The 18111-nt window shown below is 68.5% G+C and carries 11 protein-coding genes; 6 read left to right on the top strand and 5 right to left on the bottom strand.

Features of this window, described 5'->3' with window-relative positions; genetic code table 11:
- The first annotated feature begins 128 nt into the window (after positions 1-128).
- Together FL311_RS14450 and FL311_RS14445 are read left to right on the top strand one after the other, a co-directional pair.
- Positions 129-2480 (top strand): glycosyltransferase family 39 protein, encoded by a 2352-nt coding sequence (locus FL311_RS14450; RefSeq protein WP_141325724.1) that lies wholly within the window; start codon positions 129-131, stop codon positions 2478-2480.
- Between the two features lie 476 nt (positions 2481-2956).
- Entirely contained in the window at positions 2957-3472 is a 516-nt protein-coding gene (locus FL311_RS14445) for a hypothetical protein (protein ID WP_141325723.1), read from the top strand.
- Positions 3473-3475: 3 nt separating this feature from the next.
- Here FL311_RS14445 and FL311_RS14440 read toward each other — a convergent pair whose 3' ends face one another.
- On the bottom strand, positions 3476-6022 hold the full coding sequence (locus FL311_RS14440; RefSeq protein ID WP_141325722.1) for an RNA helicase: 2547 nt from the start codon (positions 6020-6022) through the stop codon (positions 3476-3478).
- Between the two features lie 215 nt (positions 6023-6237).
- Between FL311_RS14440 and FL311_RS14435 the strand changes: the two genes are divergently transcribed.
- Entirely contained in the window at positions 6238-8925 is a 2688-nt protein-coding gene (locus FL311_RS14435) for a galactose oxidase-like domain-containing protein (RefSeq protein WP_228556872.1), read from the top strand.
- A gap of 30 nt (positions 8926-8955) precedes the next feature.
- Here FL311_RS14435 and FL311_RS14430 read toward each other — a convergent pair whose 3' ends face one another.
- Together FL311_RS14430 and FL311_RS14425 are read right to left on the bottom strand one after the other, a co-directional pair.
- On the bottom strand, positions 8956-11697 hold the full coding sequence (locus FL311_RS14430) for a bifunctional acetate--CoA ligase family protein/GNAT family N-acetyltransferase (protein ID WP_141325721.1): 2742 nt from the start codon (positions 11695-11697) through the stop codon (positions 8956-8958).
- Positions 11698-11801: 104 nt separating this feature from the next.
- Positions 11802-12524: a siderophore-interacting protein gene (locus FL311_RS14425; RefSeq protein ID WP_141325720.1), complete on the bottom strand. Its 723-nt coding sequence runs from the start codon at positions 12522-12524 to the stop codon at positions 11802-11804.
- 755 nt (positions 12525-13279) lie between these two features.
- Between FL311_RS14425 and FL311_RS45060 the strand changes: the two genes are divergently transcribed.
- Both FL311_RS45060 and FL311_RS14415 read left to right on the top strand, forming a co-directional pair.
- Complete coding sequence (locus FL311_RS45060) at positions 13280-13498, top strand: DUF6310 domain-containing protein (RefSeq protein ID WP_228556871.1); 219 nt, start codon at positions 13280-13282, stop codon at positions 13496-13498.
- Positions 13495-14250: a DUF5953 family protein gene (locus FL311_RS14415; protein WP_141325719.1), complete on the top strand. Its 756-nt coding sequence runs from the start codon at positions 13495-13497 to the stop codon at positions 14248-14250. Before FL311_RS45060 ends, FL311_RS14415 begins: the two co-directional genes overlap by 4 nt.
- Positions 14251-14275: 25 nt before the next feature.
- On the opposite strand, the gene FL311_RS14410 is transcribed toward FL311_RS14415, so the two are convergent.
- Positions 14276-15949 (bottom strand): hypothetical protein, encoded by a 1674-nt coding sequence (locus FL311_RS14410; protein ID WP_141325718.1) that lies wholly within the window; start codon positions 15947-15949, stop codon positions 14276-14278.
- A gap of 351 nt (positions 15950-16300) precedes the next feature.
- Between FL311_RS14410 and FL311_RS14405 the strand changes: the two genes are divergently transcribed.
- Positions 16301-17014 carry an iron-containing redox enzyme family protein gene (locus tag FL311_RS14405; protein ID WP_141325717.1) on the top strand — a complete coding sequence of 238 codons (714 nt, stop codon included), beginning with the start codon at positions 16301-16303 and terminating at the stop codon, positions 17012-17014.
- 64 nt (positions 17015-17078) lie between these two features.
- Here FL311_RS14405 and FL311_RS14400 read toward each other — a convergent pair whose 3' ends face one another.
- Positions 17079-17975: an NAD(P)H-binding protein gene (locus tag FL311_RS14400; protein ID WP_141325716.1), complete on the bottom strand. Its 897-nt coding sequence runs from the start codon at positions 17973-17975 to the stop codon at positions 17079-17081.
- Between the last annotated feature and the right edge of the window lie 136 nt (positions 17976-18111).

Here is an 18111-nt window from a genome sequence, read left to right as displayed (position 1 = left end):
GTGAGCCCGTTGCCGAGGGGAGCCTGTTCAAGGTCGCCTGCTCGGGTCGATACCTCCCGCCCCTGCACGCGTCCGAGCGAGCCCTGACGCTCCGGGCGGGCACATCCGGTAAGGTGCCCTCCGTGAGCATGAGTCGGCCCTTCCCCCGTGGGTTTGTCCCCATCGTCCTGCTGGTGTTGTGCGTCGCGCATGTCGCGCTCGGGCTCGTCCTCCTGCCCGGGGCCATGTTCGCCAAGTACCCCGACAGCGCGCGGCTGCTGACGTCGGGCCGGATGCTCCCCGAGCAGGGCGCGGACTTCAGCCCCCTGTACCTCATCCTCAACGTGGCCCTCTCCCCCACTCCGCTGCGCTGGGTCCAGAGCATCGCGGGAGCGCTCGGGCTCATCGCCGTCTATGTGCTCGGCGCGCGGCTGCTGTCGCGCCCCGTGGGACTGCTCGCCGCGACGCTCGTCGCGGTGACGACGCCCGTCCTCCTCTACGAGGCCACGCTGGAGCCGGACCTGCTCGTCATGGTCCTCAACCTGGGCGCACTCGCGATGCTGGCCCACGCGCGCCCTACCTTCCAGAAGTACTGGCTGGTTGGCGCCGGAGTGCTGCTCGGACTCTCGGGAGCGACGCGTCCCACGGGCCTCGCCATCCTCGTCCTCGCGACGGGCTGGATGCTCTGGGAGCGCCGCCACGAGACACGCCGCGCGAGCCTGCTCGCCGGAGCGCTGTTGCTGGGCACGGGGATGTTCTCCTCCTGGCTGCCCGCTCAAATCATCCGCGCGACCGTGGGCTCACACCTCGGCGCGACCATGAGCGCGGGCGCCGTGCTGCACATGGGAAACCGCCCCGAGGGCACGGGACTGGGCGCGCAACCGCCCACGCTCATCAAGCAGTACGAGGCGCAGCTGCGCTCCCCCGAGCGCCCCGACCACGCGCACAGCCTCTACCGACAGTTCGCCCGAGCCGAGGCGGGCGAAGACCTGTCCCCCTCCCGCACCGAGCTGTACTGGATGCGCAAGACGCTGAACTTCGCGCTGGAGGAGCCAGGAACCGTCCTCGGATTGTTCGGCCGGAAGCTGGCGTTCTTCCTCTTCGGCCCGGAAGGCCACGACCTGGTCGAGGTGCGCCGCGCCGAAGCGCACCTCGCGGGGCTCCCTCTCCTCGATGCCCAGGTCCTGGGCTTGCTCGGCGTGGCCGGACTCGGCGCCCTGCTCGCGCGACGACGAAGCGTCGGGCTCATCGTGCTCTACCTCGCCGCGAGCACCGCGCTCGCCGTGGGCTTCTACGTGGTGAGCCGCTACCGACTGGCCGCGCTTCCCGCCTGGGCGCTGTTCGCGAGCGCGCTCGCGGTGATGGCCTTCGAGTCACGGCGCGAGCCCCGGGTCCTCGGACTGCTGACCGTCGGCCTCGCGCTCTGTCTCGCCCTGCCCACGTTCTTCCCTTTTGTACGCGACGTGGAGCGGATGCTCGCGCGGACAGAAGCCGTGGGCAGTCCGGGCACGGCGCTCAACACCGCGCTCCAGCAGGGCCGGTATGACGAGGCGACGCAGGCCTTCGAGCAGCTCCAGGCCGCGCACCCGTTCACCGCGCTAGCGAGGCCCCTGCGCGGCGTGCCGTTCGAATCGCCGGTGGTCGCCGAGCGCTCGGGAGCACTGTCCGTGGAGAAGCTGGGCCTGGAGACGCCCATGGACCTCTACTTCGCCTCGGAGCTCGCACGGCGCGCCGGCCACTGCGACCAGGCCCTCCCCGCCGCACACGCGGCCCAGGACGCGGGCTATCGCGGAGCGCTCTATGACACCTCGCTGGACCCCGCCCTGGTGGTGGCGGACTGCCTGCTGTCACGTGGCGACCGCGCCGGCGCGTTGAAGTCCGCGGAGGCGTCGCTGGATGTTCGAGGCGGCACGCTGGACGCCCTCGCCTTCGCGGTGGCGGGCGCGGAGTCGCTCGCCACCGATGCGGAGGGACGGCGCGCCATCTGGGACGCGAAGCTCTTCGCCATCCACGACCTGTTGAGCGCCAGACATGCGCGAGGGCTCGCGCGCCTGCGTTGGGGGAACTTCACCGGTGCGCTGGAGGACGCGGACGCGGTCCTCGCCACCATTCCCGACGTGGCCGTCACCCACCACCTGCGCGCCGCCGCGCTCACGGGACTCGGTCGTCATGCCGAGGCGCTCCGCGCCTATGCGCGCGCCATCCAACTGTTGCCGGGGCACAACTTCGCGACCCGTCCGCTCGAGGACACGGTGGCAATGGCGCTCGCGGAAGCCGCCGAGGCCCCCGGGGTGCTGAGCGTGGCCACGGAGCATCACCTCCGCGCGGGCCGACTGGAGCTGGCTCGCGACCTCGCCGCTCGCGCCAGCAAGCTCGCCCCCGAGGACAAGAACCTCGCGCGCAGCGCCCGGGAGCTGGCCCAGGCCCGACCTTCCGGCATCCCCATTCCGCCACCACCCTCTCCGCGAGCAATTCGCTCCGCCACGCCCCCTGAACCGTGAGCGACGCGCCTTGGCTTCGTGACTCGGCGCCGCCCCCACCCTCTCCGCGCGCAACTCGCTCCGCCGCGCCCCCTGAACCGTGAGCGACGAGCCTTGGCTTCGTGACTCGGCGCCGCACCCGCCCGCTCCGCCAGGCCTCCTGAACCGTCAGCGACGCGCCTTGGCTTCGTGACTTGGCCGCCGCCGCCCCCGGTACGACCTGAACGCTGGCGTTCCGCGCCACCGCCACGGCCCCTCACCACGCGCCTCCATGTACCAGGCTCGGCGTGCACGAACGGCGCATCAGCACCGGCACAGGCGAATGGCGCGGCCCCAGCCATGACCGGACGGTTCGGGACAGGCGTTGGCCTCACGCCTCGCGTGAGCACACGCCACGAGCCCCTGTGGCCCATCGACCGCACACAAGCCCGGTCCGCGCCTTGCACAACCCCTGTGCACACGACGCGGCCCACGGCGCCGCACAGGAGTGAAAGGTCATGTGGACGACAGGGTGGTGGAAGGTGGCGGTGATGTGCGGCTCGCTGGCCGCGTCCGGGGCGCTCGCGCGGTCGACAACGCTCGCTGAGCCCACCGAGCAGCCAGACATGACCACGCTGGAGCCGAGCCTCACTCCACCGCCGCCCGAGGAGCTCTTCTCCGGTGCCCCCGACGAGATGGCCCCGCCGCGCCTGCGCCACGTCGAGCCCGTCGCCTGCGCCTCCGCGCCCGAGGGCCGCCTCTGGGTCGCCTCCACCGAGGAGTGCGGCAACACCGAGTGCGTCGACAAGACAACGGTCTGGGTCGGCTCGTGGACCGTCGAGGACACCACGGTCGAGGTCCAGTGCGACGCCGACCGCATCATCCTCTCCACCTTCGACTGGAAGATGGTCCTCGTCCCCGACGGCAAGGGCGACTTCGACGTCGAGGAGTCCGTGCTCGGTGACGGCGAGGTCACCCCCGTCCCCACCGAGCACGCCCAGGCCGAGCCCGTGAAGCCCGGCCCCCAGGGCTGAAGGCTACGGCCCGATGCGCCGCAGGATGAGGATGGCCCCCTCGTCCAGCCGCCGATCTCGCAAGTCAATCTCGCAGTCGATCATCCAGTCCCCATGTCCCTCGGGGTCCATGATGCGCTGCTGCACCTCCCAGAGCCGCGGGCCCGTCTCCTTCAGGAACGTGTTCGCCGGCTTGCGCGCCTGCGGCGTGAGCACCACCATCTTGTGCTCCTCGTGGTACGGCACCATCGCCTGCTCGAGCTTCGGCGCCGTCCACTCGCCCAGCGGGTTGTCCAGGAGCGTCAGCGCGTCCGTGTAGCGCTTCTGTCCCAGCGCGCGCAGCAGCCGGTGCAGCTCCTCGCGCACGCGGGCCGCGAAGGCGCGCGGGTCCTCGGTGAGCTCCTTCGGCTTGAGCTCCACCGCCGGCTTCGCCTCGACCACGGCGTCCGGGTTGCGCATCCGCTCCCACTCGTCCACGAGGCTCGAGTCCACCTGACGAATCGTCGCGCGCAGGTGGTCGATGATGTCCTCGACCTCCTCCGTGCGGAAGCGCTCCGGGACCGTCTGCGCCAGCGTCTTGTACACGTCGCTGACGTAGCGCAGCAGCACCCCCTCGCTGCGCTGCAGCCCGTACTCCCGCACATAGTCGTGGAAGGACATGAAGCGCTCGAACATGTCCCGCACCACCGCCTTGGGACGGATGTTCTCCTCGCCCACCCACGGGTGCTTGCGCGCGAAGGCGTTGAACGTGCCGTAGATGAAGTCCCGGTTCGGCTTGGGCCACTCCAGCTTCTCCAGTTGCTCCATCCGGTCGTCGTACTCGACGCCCTGCGCCTTCATCTCTTGAATCTTCTCGCCCTTGAGCTGGTGCAATTGCGCGTAGAGCACCACCTCCGGGTTCTCCAGGATGGACTCCACCAGCGTCACCACGTCGAGCGCGTACGTCTCCGTGGTCGGGTCCAACAGCTCCAGCGTCTCCAGCAGGTACAACGACAGCGTGTGGTTGAGGCTGAAGTCGTGCTGGAGCTCCTGCGCCACCTTCACCGAGGCCCCCGAGCCGCCCTCCCCTCGCACCACCTCCACGATTCCCGCGCCGCGCAGCGTGCGGAAGTCCCGCGCCGCCTCCTTCAGGTGCCGGCGCTTCAGGAAGTCCGAGTCGTGGCAGCGCTGGATGAGCTGCACCAGCCGGTGGTAGCCCCCCGTGCCCCGGACGTGGTCGCTCTGGAGCAGGTTGAGAATCATGCCGTGCGACACCGCGAAGCGTGACTCCAGCGGCTCGGGCATGCCCGTCTGGAGCCGATCGAAGGTGTTCTTGTCGTACTGCACGAAGTTCTTCTGCGGAGGCTTCTGCTTGGGCGCCTTCTTCTTGCCCGCCGCCTCCTTCGCCGCCTGCTTGATGTTCTCCACGACGTACTCGGGCGCCTGCGCGACGACGCTGCCCTCGTTGTCGAAGCCCTTGCGGCCCGCGCGCCCGGCGATCTGCTGGAAGTCGCGCACGCTCAGGGTCGCCAGCTTCTCGCCGTTGAACTTGAACAGCTGCGTGAAGAGCACCGTGCGGATGGGGATGTTCACGCCCACGCCCAGCGTGTCCGTGCCGCTGATGACCTTCAGGTGCCCGCCCTGCGCCAGCTTCTCCACCAGGAGCCGGTACTTCGGCAGCAGCCCCGCGTGGTGCATGCCGATGCCGTGGCGAAGGAAGCGCTGGAAGTCCTTGCCGTAGGGCGTGTCGAAGGGCGCGTCCATCAGCGCCAGCCGGATGGCCTCCTTCTCCTCCTTGGTGGAGAAGTCCACGCTCATGAGGTTCTGCGCCTGCTCGGCGGCGGCGCGCTGCGTGAAGTTCACCAGGTAGATGGGGTACTTCTTGCGCGCGATGAGGTCTTCAATCGTCTCGTGCAGCGCGGACTCGCGGTAGTCGAAGTCCAGCGGCACCGGGCGCTGCGCGCTTCGCACCGTGGCCACCTCGCGGCCGGTGAGCCGCTGCAGGCTCTCCTCGATGATGTGCGTGGGGCCCAGCGTCGCCGACATCAACAGGAACGTCACCTGCGGCAGCGCGATGAGCGGAATCTGCCACGCCACGCCGCGGTCGCGGTCCGAGTAGTAGTGGAACTCGTCCATGACGACGTAGTCCACCTTCGCCCCCGCGTCTCGCAGCGCGAGGTTGGAGAGGATTTCGGCGGTGCAGCAGATGATGGGCGCGTCGCGGTTGATGCTCGCGTCGCCGGTGAGCATGCCCACGTTCTCCGCGCCGAAGGCGTCGCACAGCGCGAAGAACTTCTCGTTCACCAGCGCCTTGATGGGGCACGTGTAGAAGGAGACCTTGCCCTCGGCCATGGCCTTGAAGTGCAGGGCGGTGGCGACCAGCGACTTGCCGGAGCCCGTGGGCGTCTTGAGGAACAGGTGCTTGCCCGCGAGCAGCTCCAGGATGGCTTCCTCCTGGGCGGGGTAGAGGCTGAGCCCGTTCGATGCGACATAGCCGACGAAACGGTCCAGGATGCTGTCCGGGTCGAGCGCGGGCTCTCCCTTCTTGGGGAGCAGGGCTGCGAGCGGCGCTTGGGATTCAGGGGTGGCCATCACCGCCGGACTCTAGAGCAGCCCCCGCCTCCCGTCCGCTGTGAAATCCCGGAGCGCCCCCCGTACGAGCCACGACGAGGGGCCCATGGCACGGTCCACCGCGCGTCATTGGCCACGCACGCCGGAACGATGTGGGGGCCCGAGCGCATGCCTACCGTTGCGCGACCTCCGGCCAACAAAGGGGCAGCATGATGTTCCATCGATGGCGTCTCGCCTTGCTTTCCGTCTGGGTTTCGGTCGCGGTCGCCCAGGCACAGTCCACGGACCCGGCCGTCGTCGGCCAATGGACGCCCGTCAAGAAGTGGCCCTACTCCGCCGTCCACACCCACGTGCTGCCCACCGGGAAGGTGATGTTCTTCTCCGAGTTCGCGGACGGCGACAATCCCTACCTCTGGGACCCCGCCACCGACGCGCTCACCCCCTTGCCCAAGGCGGGCTTCAACATCTTCTGCTCGGGTCACGCCTTCATGGCGGACGGGCGGCTGTTCATCGCCGGGGGCCACATCGCGGATGACTCGGGCCTGCCGTACGCCGCCATCTTCGACCCCTTCAAGCTCACCTGGACGCGGCTGCCCAACATGAACGCGGGCCGCTGGTACCCCACCGTCACCACCCTGCCCAACGGCGACATGCTGGTGATTGGCGGCGCCAAGGAGGACCGCACCAAGAACCTCATTCCCCAGGTGTGGCAGACCTCGAAGGGCTCCTGGCGGACGCTCACCGGCGCGAGCCTGGAGCTCATGTACTACCCGTGGATGTTCGTCATGCCCTCGGGCAAGACGCTCATGTCCGGCTACTGGAGGCCCTCGCGCTACCTGGACACGGATGGCGTGGGCGCGTGGACCAGCGGCCCACGCACGACCTACACCGCCAGCCGCAACTACGGCAGCGCGGTGATGTACGACGAGGGCAAGGTGCTCATCACCGGCGGCGACAACCCGCCCACCAACAACGTGGAGGTGCTGGACCTCAACGTCACCAAGCCCGCGTGGCGCCCCGTCGCCCCCATGCGCTACGTGCGCCGGCAGCACAACAGCACCGTGCTCCCGGACGGGACGGTGCTCGTCACCGGCGGCCACGGCGGCCCCGGCACGGACAACCCCAACTACCCCCGCCTGGAGACGGAGCTGTGGGACCCGGTCAAGGAGACCTGGTCGCTGCTCGCCCCGCTGGGGACCTATCGCGGCTATCACTCCACCACGGTGCTCCTGCCCGACGGGCGCCTGTTGTCCGCCGGCAGCCGCAACGTGAAGACGATGCAGGTCTACTCGCCGCCGTACCTCTTCAAGGGCCCGCGTCCCACCATCTCCTCCGCGCCCGCGGCCATCAGCTATGGGGAGACCTTCCGCGTCAACACGCCGGACGCGGCCAACATCACCATGGCGTCCTGGGTGCGGCTGGGCTCCGTCACGCACGCGTTCGACGAGAACCAGCGCTTCATGAAGCTGCGCTTCACCGCGAGCGGCGGCGGGCTCAACGTCGTCGCGCCCCCCAACCCCAACGTGGCGCCGCCCGGGCACTACATGCTGTTCCTGCTCAACGGGCGCAAGGTGCCGTCGGTCGCGAAGATCATCCGCATCGGCGGGGATGGCACCACGCCGCCGCCCACGGAGCCGCCACCGAACACGGGCTTCACCGCCGTGGCCTTCGGCGCCGAGTGGAAGTACGACGACCGCAACATCGACCCGGGTCCGACGTGGAAGGCCGCGACGTTCAACGACAGCGCGTGGAAGAAGGGCCTGGCGCAGCTCGGCTATGGCGAGGCGGACGAGCGGACCGTGCTGACGAAGACGACGCCTGTGCATCCGACGGTGTACTTCCGCAAGAAGTTCACCCTGCACGGCATGGTGGAGCAGGCCACGCTCAAGGTGATTCACGATGACGGCGTGGCGGTGTTCCTCAACGGGACGCAGGTGTTCAACAGCCTGATTCCCAATCCCGCGCACTCCGCCTACGCCCAGGGCGCCAGCTCCGACAACCACCTGAGCCAGACCACCATCCCCGGCATGCGCTTCGCGATGGGCGAGAACACGCTGGCCGTCATGGTGAAGCAGGCGAACGCCACCTCCAGCGACTTGTCCTTTGACCTGGAGCTGAAGGTGACGACGGACGGCATGCAGCACGACGCCCTCTTCCTGGAGAGCCCCAACGGCGGCGAGACGCTGCGGCCGGGCCAGCTGCAGACGGTGCAGTGGATGACCCACGGCGCGGGCGTCGACACCGTCGACGTGCAGTTCTCCCAGGACAACGGCGCCAGCTGGAGCACCGTGGCGACGGGCGTGCCGAACATCGGCTTCTACGAGTGGAAGGTACCGCGCATGGAGACGTCCCAGGGCGTGCTGCGCATCCAGGACGGCGCCCGGCCGGACATCGAGGACAAGACGGACCTGCCGTTCACCATCACCGCCACGCCCCGGTTCAAGGCCATCGCCTTCGGGGAATACTGGAAGCTCGATGACCGCAACGTGAGCCCCGGCGCGCAGTGGACCTCCCTGGGCTTCAACGACAGCGCGTGGCGGCAGGGGCCCGGTCGGCTCGGCTATGGCGACGGTGACGAGCACACGGTGCTCACCAAGACGAACCCCGTGCAGCCCAGCGTGTACTTCCGCAAGAAGCTCACCCTGGACGAGGCCATCCGCACCGCGCACCTCCAGGTGCTCCATGATGACGGCGTGGCCGTCTGGGTGAACGGGCGGCTCGTCTTCTCGCGCTACATGGACAACGGCATGGAGCACGGCGTCTTCGCCAGCGGCGTGGTGAAGGACGCGGTCCTCAGCACCTTCAGCTTCGACGGCTCCGTCTTCGTCGAGGGGGAGAACATCATCGCGGTGATGGTGAAGCAGGCCAACGCGGAGTCGAGCGACGTCGCGTTCGACCTCGAGCTGGACCTCGAGGCCCGCTGACCCCGGGGCGTCACCGGCCCCGGAGATGGCTCAGAGCACCTTCACCGCTTTGACCATGTCCGGGGCCAGCTCCTCGTGCGGCAGGATGGAGAACCCGAGCTGCTTGCTGACGTTCTGCATGGCCCGGTTGCCCGCGAGGATGTCCGCGACGATGCGCCGCACGCCCCACGCGCGGCCCACCTCCACCAGCCGGCGCAGCATCTCCGTCCCCAAGCCCTGGTGCTGCACCTCGTCGCTGATGAGGATGGCGTACTCCGCGTCCTCCGTGCCTCGCAGGCGCGTCAGGCGCCCCACCCCCAGCAGCTCTCCGCCCTTGCGCTCGGCCACCAGCGCCAGCTCGCGCGCGTAGTCGTTGAAGCAGATGCGCGCCAGGCGCTCGTGCGCCACGCGGGTGCTCAGCTGCATCAGCCCCGCGTAGCGCAGGAACACCGTCTGCTCGGAGAGCGTCTTGTGGAAGCGCGCCATCGCCGGCTCGTCCTCGGGGCGGATGGGGCGCAGCAACAGCTCCTCGCCGCTCTTCATCCGGAAGGGCGCCACGTACTGCTGCGGATATGGCTCGATGACCAGCCGGGGCAGCTCGGCCTCCGTCACGGACGGGGGATGCAGCACCACGCGCGCGTCCAGCGCGAGCAGTCGCTCCGGTGAGGCGAGCAGTGGATTGATGTCCACCTCCTTCACCCAGCGCTGCTCCACCACGAGCTGGCCGAAGCGCACGAGCAGCCGCTCCAGCTCCGCCAGGTCCACGGGCTTCGCCCCGCGCACGCCCTGGAGCGCCTGGAGGATGCGCGTCTGCTCCATCATCCTGCGCGCCAGCGTGGTGTTGAGCGGCGGGAAGCCCAGCCCCCGGTCCTTGAACACCTCCACCAGCGTCCCGCCCGCGCCGAACAACAGCACCGGGCCGAACTGCGGGTCCAGGCTGCTGCCCACGATGAGCTCGTAGCCGCCGAGCCGCACCATCGGCTGCACGGTGACGCCCGCGAACGCGTCTCCTTGTCCCAGCTCCACCAGTCGCTCCCGGATGCCCCTGAACGCCGCGCGCACGGCGTCCACGTCCCGCAGGTCCAGCCGCACGCCCCCGACGTCCGTCTTGTGCGTCACCGAGTAGGAGTGGAGCTTGAGCACCACGGGGAAGCCCAGGGACTGGGCCTCGGCCACCGCGCCGTCCTCGGTCGTGGCGAGCCGCGTCTCCACCGTGGGGATGCCGTAGGCGGCGAGCAACTGCTTGGACTCGTACTCCGTCAGCAGCGTTCGGCCCTGGGCTCGCGCGGCGTCCACGAGCCCACGGGCCACGTCGCGACGCCCGGCGGGCTCCTCGGTGAGCGTGGGCGTCTCGTACAGGCCCGAGAGGTTGTACGCGTAGCGCCACATGTAATTGAAGATGCGCGCGGCCGTGTCGGGATAGCCGAAGGTGGGGATGCCCGCGTCGTTGAGGATGCGCTCACCGGCGGCGACCTCGGAGCCTCCCATCCAGCTCGCCAACACGGGCTTGTGCCCGAGCTTCGCGTAGGGCTTGAGCCGGTCCGCCGTCTGTGTCGGCTCCGTCATGTCCTGCGGCGTGAGGATGACCAGCAGGCCGTCGCTGTTCGGGTCCTTGCCCGCCACCTCGAGCGCCCGCGCGTAACGCTCCGGGTCCGCGTCTCCCAGCACGTCCACGGGGTTGGCGTGGCTCCACTGGGGAGGAAGAAAGGTGTTCAGCGCGGCGAGCGTGTCGTCTCCGAGCACCGCCAGCTCGCCTCCGCCGGCCACGAGCGCATCGGTGGCGAGGACGCCGGGCCCTCCCGCGTTGGTGAGCACCGTGAGGCGGCGGCCCGAGGGCCTGGGCTGCCGGGCGAGCGTCTCCGCCATGTAGAAGAGGTCGGAGATGGACTCCACGCGCAGCACGCCGGAGCGGCGGAAGGCGGCGGTGAGCACCTCGTCGCTGCCCGTGAGCGTGCCGGTGTGGGACGCGGCGGCCTGCGCGGCCTGCGCCGTGCGTCCGGCCTTGATGACGATGATGGGCTTGGTGAGCGCGACCTCGCGCGCGGCGGAGAGGAAGGCTCGCGCGTCGCCGATGGACTCCATGTAGATGAGGATGGAGCGCGTCATCGGGTCATCGGCCAGGTAGTCGATGAGGTCGCCCCAGCCCACGTCCAGCATGGAGCCCACGGAGACGAAGGCGCTGAACCCCACCGACTCGCGCAGGCTCCAGTCGAGGATGGCCGTCAGCAGCGCGCCGCTCTGGCTGATGAAGGCCACGTTGCCCGGCCGGGCCATGGCGCCAGCGAAGGTGGCGTTGAAGCCCGTGGGGGGACGCATCACGCCCAGGCAGTTGGGGCCGATGATGCGGATGCCCGCGGCCCGGGCAATCTGGAGGACCTCCTGCTCCAGGGCCGCGCCCTCGGGCCCGGTCTCCCTGAAGCCCGCGGAGATGATGATGGCGCCCTGGACGCCCACCTCCGCGCATTCACGGATGACGTCGGGCACGGCGGCCGCGGGCGTGACGACGACGGCCAGGTCCACCGACTCCGGCAGCGCGCGCAGGGACGGCCAGGCGCGGATGCCCAGCACGTTGGGCCGCTTGGGGTTGATGGGATAGACGGTGCCGCCGAAGGGGTTGCTGATGAGGTTCCAGAGGACGGTGCGCCCCACGCTCCCCGGACGCTCGCTGGCCCCCACCACCGCGACGCTGCGCGGTTTGAAGAGGACATCCAGGGGCTGACGGGTGCGCTGCTGCTGGTGCAGCACGTCGTAGGAAGGGTCCGACTTACGGGAGCCAGGGGCGCGCGGGTCCATGGGGCCCGTGTCTCACGCGACGCGGGGCCCCACGCAAGGCTCTTGCGTCAAAAGCGTGTGGCACCCGTCATCCGTCTCGTCGAGAAGGGAGCCCCCTGTGAGCCTCAGTCGAGGCCACGCTTGCCGTCTGCCCAGTAGGCCTTCACCTTCTGCCCCGCGTGGGGCGCGCCACTGTCGCGCAGCGTGGAGCGCAGGGCCTGGATGGAGCGGGCGCGGCCGGTCAGGACGAGCTGAGCGCCAGGTCTGCGCTCCAGCGCCGCGCGCACCCGCGACGCCACCTCCGTCGCGTGCGCGTCCGCCGCCTGTCGCTCCACCACCGCGGCACCGGTGAGCCCCAGCTCCGTGAGCACGGACTCCGACTCGGTGCGCTCGGAGACCTCGAACACGTATTCGACGTCGGCCGTGCTCGCCCGCAGGTTGCGCAGCGTGTGCGCGACGGCGAAGGACGTCTCGTCGCCGAAGAGCACCACGGGGCCACGCAGGGACTTCAGGTCGATGGAGCCGCGTGGCCCGAAGAACTGGCACCGGTCCCCTGGCTTGATGGCGCGTCCCCACGCCGCGCCAGGGCCGTCGCCATGGAGATAGACGAGGAAGCGCGTCGCACCCAACGCCGCGTCCCAGCCCAGCGGGGTGTACGTCCGCATGCCCTCGCCCGGGAGATAGACCTGCACCTTGTCACCAGGGCTCCAGGCCACGTCCCGCAGGCCGTCCCCCACCCACTCCACCCAGCGGAAGTGCGGTGACACCTCGCGGACGCGCTCCACCGTCGCCTCCCGGAAGAACAACCGCCCCAACAATCCGCCGATGATTCCCTGTCCCGAAGCCATGACTCGCTCTCCACGCACAACGTCTTTCCAAGAGGCCATTGTCCCTCTCCGCGCCGCCTCGCGGATGAACAGAGATGACGCTCAGATGAAGAAGTGTGAAGCGTCGAAAGGACACGAGCCAGCAGAGGACGACCGAGAGTCCATCGAGGACGAGTGTGTACCCGGCCCAAGGCACCGCGAGAATCGACACGTGCCAGAAGCCACTGTCCATGCAGGGCCGGCCAGCATCCTCGGAGCAAGCCCGCCTTGACCCACAATACCCTGGCCTGATTGAAGGGACGTGACCATGCGACTCCGCGCCTGCGCCGCACTTCTGCTCTTTCTCTCAGCCTGCGCGACATCGGCGCCGAGTCAGAAAGCCCCAGCGGCCCGCTCTCCGAGGGAGCCAACCTCCAAAGAGCCGCGACGTTGCCGTGGGCAGATGGAGGACGATGCGTCGTGAGGGAGGCATCCAACGAATGGGGCGTGCTTGTGGAGCGGTGCTTTCACGCGCTCGACCATGATCGGATCGAATTTCGCGATATCACAGGAAGATGCAGCGTCGCCTCCACGGGGGCCGCTGCCATTGGATTGGGCATCTGAACATCGCAGGACATCCCGTGGGTCCGCGCGAGCCGAGACACAAACGGAGCTCCTCAAAAACTCCTCCGCACAACGAACGCCCAAACCCGGGCCATCCGAACAAGACGTATTCCCTCCGGTGCCGACAGGCTTCCACCCAACCAATATCCCGGCATGGATGTATTGGTGTACGGGTGCTCTGGGAGATCAAGACACACCGATTCGACACCTACTCTGACTTCATCCGCAGGCGCGAAATCGAGAGGGAGCTGGAGCAGATCTACAGGGAGCGAGCCGCTGCGGTAGACTGTGGATATGACTTCGTCATCGGGGTGAGTACCCAAGCGCACGCAGACGCGCTGATCGAAGCGGACTTCTCGCTGAATGTCGTCGTCACGGGGTGCAACCGATGAACCGGCGCAAAGCCCTCACCCTCGTCGCCTACGCGCCTCCGCTCACAGGCAAGGACGGCCGCGCACTCGCCGTCGTCCAGGCGATGGAGAAGGCGCTCCCCGGCCTGCGCCTGGAGTGGGAGATAGGTCAAGGAGAGCACCCCGTCGCACTGCAGCAGCGAGATGCCTGGCTCGTGGACAGGACACGGGACGGGAAGTTTCCCATCCTGTGCAACGGGGATTCGAGTTACCCCGTGACGGTCAACGCCAGAGGAAGACCTGGCCTCCTTGGTCCAGGCGGCCAGCCCCTTTCAGAAGTCCATGCAGAGGTGCCACTGGATGGCCACGTGCTGACGGTCGCCTCCGCTTTGCTCGAGGGACTGGCGGAAGAGGCGCGCTCGTTCTGGGGGCATGCGTCGCCGTACGGCTACGGCTCGGAAGTCACGCGGCAGTTCCGCCGCGCACCTCAAGGACCAGCGCATTCCCCCCGTGGGCTTCCCATGCTCAACCTCCCAGAGAAACTCCCCGCGCCCGAGAGTCCCTGGTTCCTCGGGTGGCTGAACCATTGGTCCGCGGCAGCCGCACAAGCCATCGGCTTTCCCGACCCGGCCCGCGACTCCGAGCTGCTATCGCGGGCGCGGCGCACGACATCGGGGGGCTGGGTCGTTCAGCTCACCGAGGAACCGCTCGATCTGGACAACCCCACCCACGTGGAAGCACTCCTGCGAGCCTATGAGCGCTTCCCGGTGATTGGCGGACGTTCGGCGCCTTGACCGTCCGCGTCGTCCGACAGGCGAACTACGGACTCGCCAGGGCGCCCAGATCCGAAGACACGACGGGGCCGGACGTCATGCCACCGCAGCGGGATGCGCCATCCCCGGTCGTGGGGTTGAACTCGTTCAAGAAGACGACCCGCAGTGAGTAGCCCGGGGCCGCGCCGAAGACACCGCGAAGCCGCTGCGCATCCGTCACCGTGTCATTCACCCCGAAGCGCACCGCCGCGTTGCCGAACGTGTTGTGCGCCTTGAACGTGCAGCCCGGCGAGTACTGGTACGTCGACGTGGAGAGCACCGTCGGCCACGTGCGCGCCAGCAAGCGGGCGATGGGCTGGCCATACCAGACAGGGTTGGACGCACGGCTCAACGTCTGCGGGTTCGGCCACGTGGTGGAGCCGTAGCGCGGAACACCGCTCGGGCCCGAGTAGAGCGTCGTCTGGGGCGTCACTCCGGCGACGTAATCATTCACACCCAGGCCACTCGCGAGCAGCGTCAGGTTCTCCCCCGAGGGGAAGAGCGTCGCGCTCCGGGTCATGTCGAACGCGTCATACGGGACGTTGATCTTGATGGAGGGCGCCGGGAGCCTGAGGTTGACGAGCAGTTCGTTGGTGCGCGTCGTCGAGCCAGCGAGGAACAGCCTCACGGAGCCCGTCTCCGGCAGCGACTCGATGATGGAGTTCTCGATGGTGGAAGACATGCTGCCCGCCGCCTCACTCTCGATGATGTCGTAGATGAGGTTGGGGATGAGGCCGAGGATGGGAACGACCTGCACCGCGCTGCAGAGGGCCGGCCAATCGAGGCTCGCCTGGGGCGCCGTCACCCAATCCACCGAGATGCCCGTGAAGTCCGCCTTCAGCTTGAACGTGCCGTAGGCGCGAATCGTCGGGTCGCACCAGTTGTTGATGTCCGTCTTGAACTTGAACGAGAAGCCCACGCCGTTCGAGGTGACGGAGAGCTGGAGGCTGCTCGGGTCGTAGTCGTAGATGCGGCGCATGGAGCCGTCCGTCGACGTGATGACGGTCGAGTTCGTCTCGCGATTGAACTTCTCATAGAGCGCCTTGCCGAACATGTTCCACAGCTCGGTCCGAGAGAACCCCATGGGCGCGGACGCGTAGCTCGCCTCGACGGTATCCACCTGCACCATCGGAAAGCTGTACGTGGCGACGCCGCTGCCGAAGGTGCGCCCCACGGTGATGGTCACCTGGTTCGTGGAGCCATCTCCCAGATAGGGGAAGAAGATCCACAGGTTGTAGCCATAACGACTGGGGTCCGCGGGCTGGTACGAGGCATCCGTGGCGGAATACCAATAGCCATCCGTATAGTCCGGCGTCACGACACGCGTGCCGACCTTGACCTCCTTGATGTACGTGCACCTGTCGGTGATGAGTTCGAAGCGCAGGCCATTGGCGGAGACGTATTCGATGCCGCCTCGGCGGATGCGGCCACTCTCCGGATTCCAGTTCGCGGGGGCACTGCCGCCCATGTTGAGGGCCGGGGGACTCATCAGCGTGTTGCTGAAGATTTGAGGCGGAGTGCCCGCGTTGCCGCACGCATTCTGGATCGTCCACCCGCCGCGGGTGGCCGCGTCCGTTCGCGCGGAGAGCGTCTCGGCTTCGGGCTCGGGGAGTCCCTCCTGACCACAACCCAAGACGAGCGACAGGAGTAGCAAAGCAGGGAGACAGCGCAACGAACGCATGGAGAGCCTCGAGTGGAGTGGATGATCCCTGGCGCCGAGCGCGGACACGGGCCAACGGTCAAAGACGGTCGCAGCGTATCTACACTTCCGCCCGCAGCGAGGCTTCCGCACGGGCGCCAGATGCTTCCGCGGCCACGCCAACCAACTCATCCCCACATGCGGGCCCACACGCTCCCCGCAGCAATCCAAGACCCGCCCCGTGAATTCAACAAACCTTCCACGCGAGGCCCGCAATCACAACCAGACACCCCGCGACAAAGACAGTCCAAAACTCCAAGACAACCAACTGGCCGCGCCGGAGCCCCCTGATTACCATCGAGAAGTCACACCCCACCCACAGGAGTGTCTCTCATGTCTCTGGCTTCCCCCAGCGCGACACCCCAGTTGCGTCGTTACATCGCCGCGTTCAAGGAGCGCGGCAATCACATCAAGTCCAGCAAGTACCTCAACGCGCTGACCTCGGGCGACTTCTCGCGCGAGGACTTCGTGGAGGCGCAGGTCCACATGCGCACCGCCGTCGCGAACTTCTCGCGCCCCATGGCCCTGCTCCTGAGCCGGCTGCCGAACGTCTCCGACAGGCTCCCCCTCCTCGAGAACGTGATCGACGAGCACGGCAACGGAAAGCCCGGCGAGGCCCACGACAGCGCCTTCTGCCTGCTCCTGGAGCGCCTCGGCGCGCCGCGCGGTCGGGTGGAGAAGTGTCGCCCCTGGCCAGAGATCCTCGCGTTCAACACGTCCCTGGCGGGCACGGCCTGCTTCGAGTCCGTCCACTTCGCCATGGCGGTCTTCGGGATGATTGAAGACCTGTTCGGCACCGTCGCCCTCATCACGGGCGAGAGCATCGTCAAGCATGGCTGGCTCGCGCGGGACCAGATGGTCCACTACCCGCTCCACGCCACGCTCGACAACAAGCACGCCGATGACTTCTACCGCTTCCTCGACGACGCCTATGAGGCGGACCCGAAGCTGGCGAGGGACATCGAGCAAGGATTGGCGCTGGGCGCCCACCTCATCATGAACCTCTTCGACGACCTCTACCGCGCAAGACACCGTCGCTCGAACTGACGTGGGCGCACCCCACGGGCGAGAGGAGCACCCCGGCGGTGCTCCTCCTTCGCACGCTCCAGCACTACGCCGCCGCGCGCGCCTTCTCCACCGCCGGCACGAGCACCGTCTTCGCCCACTGCGCCAACGTCGTGGCCGTGGTGGTCTCCGCGCTGCGGGGCTCGGCGGGGTCCATGCGCCCCTCACCCACCGCCTGGTACATCTCCGCCAGCAGCCCCACCAGGAAGTCGGGCAGGCCGTACCCCGCCATCGCCTTGCGGAAGTCGTCGATGGAGATCTGCACGGCGCTCACCGGCTTGCCGGACACCTCCGTGAGGATGCGCGCCACGTCCGCGTACGTCAGGTGCGCGGGGCCATGCACACCGATGATGCGCGAGCCCTTCCAGCCCGCGTCCAGCAGCACGTCCGCCGCCTTGCGCGCGATGTCCGCCACCGCCACCATGGGCAGCGCGCGCGTCAGGGAGATGGGAACGAACAACGAGCCCGCGCTCGCCAGCGTCTGCACCGACTGCAGCAGGTTCTCCATGAAGTAGCCCGGGCGCAGGATGGTGACGTCCGCGACGGCCGCCTTGAACGCCTCCTCCACCGCCAGGAGCGCGCCCACCGGACCCGTGCCCCGGCCCGTCTGCGCGCCGATGCTCGACAGCACCACCACCCGCTTCACGCCGTGCTGCTTCGCCTTGCCCGCCGCCACCCGCGCCGTCGCCTCCGCCCACTCGATGAAGTCCGGCCGCGTCGCCGGGGGCGTCAGCCAGAAGACGGCGCTCGCGCCCGCGAAGGCCTTGTCCAGCACCGCCGCGTCATCCGTGGAGCCCTCCACCACCTTCGCGCCGCGCTTCACCAGGTCCTCCACCTTGCGCGCGTCCCGGCTGATGAGCGTGAGCTGCTCTCCCGCGTCGAGCAGCGCGTGCGCGAGGGGACGGCCAATGTTTCCGTTCGGGGTGTTGATGACGATGCTCATGGGCGGCTCCAGTGACTTCGAGATGGGCCAAGGATGCGCCCGGCCACACCATGAGGTGACCGCATGTTACTCATGTGCCCATGAGCGCCATGCATACCGCCCGCCGCAAGGCCCGCGCCCCCAGACGGCCCCGTGC

Origin of the sequence: Myxococcus sp. AB025B (genome assembly GCF_006518215.1) — a bacterium.
Classification (GTDB): Bacteria; Myxococcota; Myxococcia; order Myxococcales; family Myxococcaceae; genus Myxococcus; species Myxococcus fulvus.
This window is presented reverse-complemented; position numbering and strand designations above follow the sequence as displayed.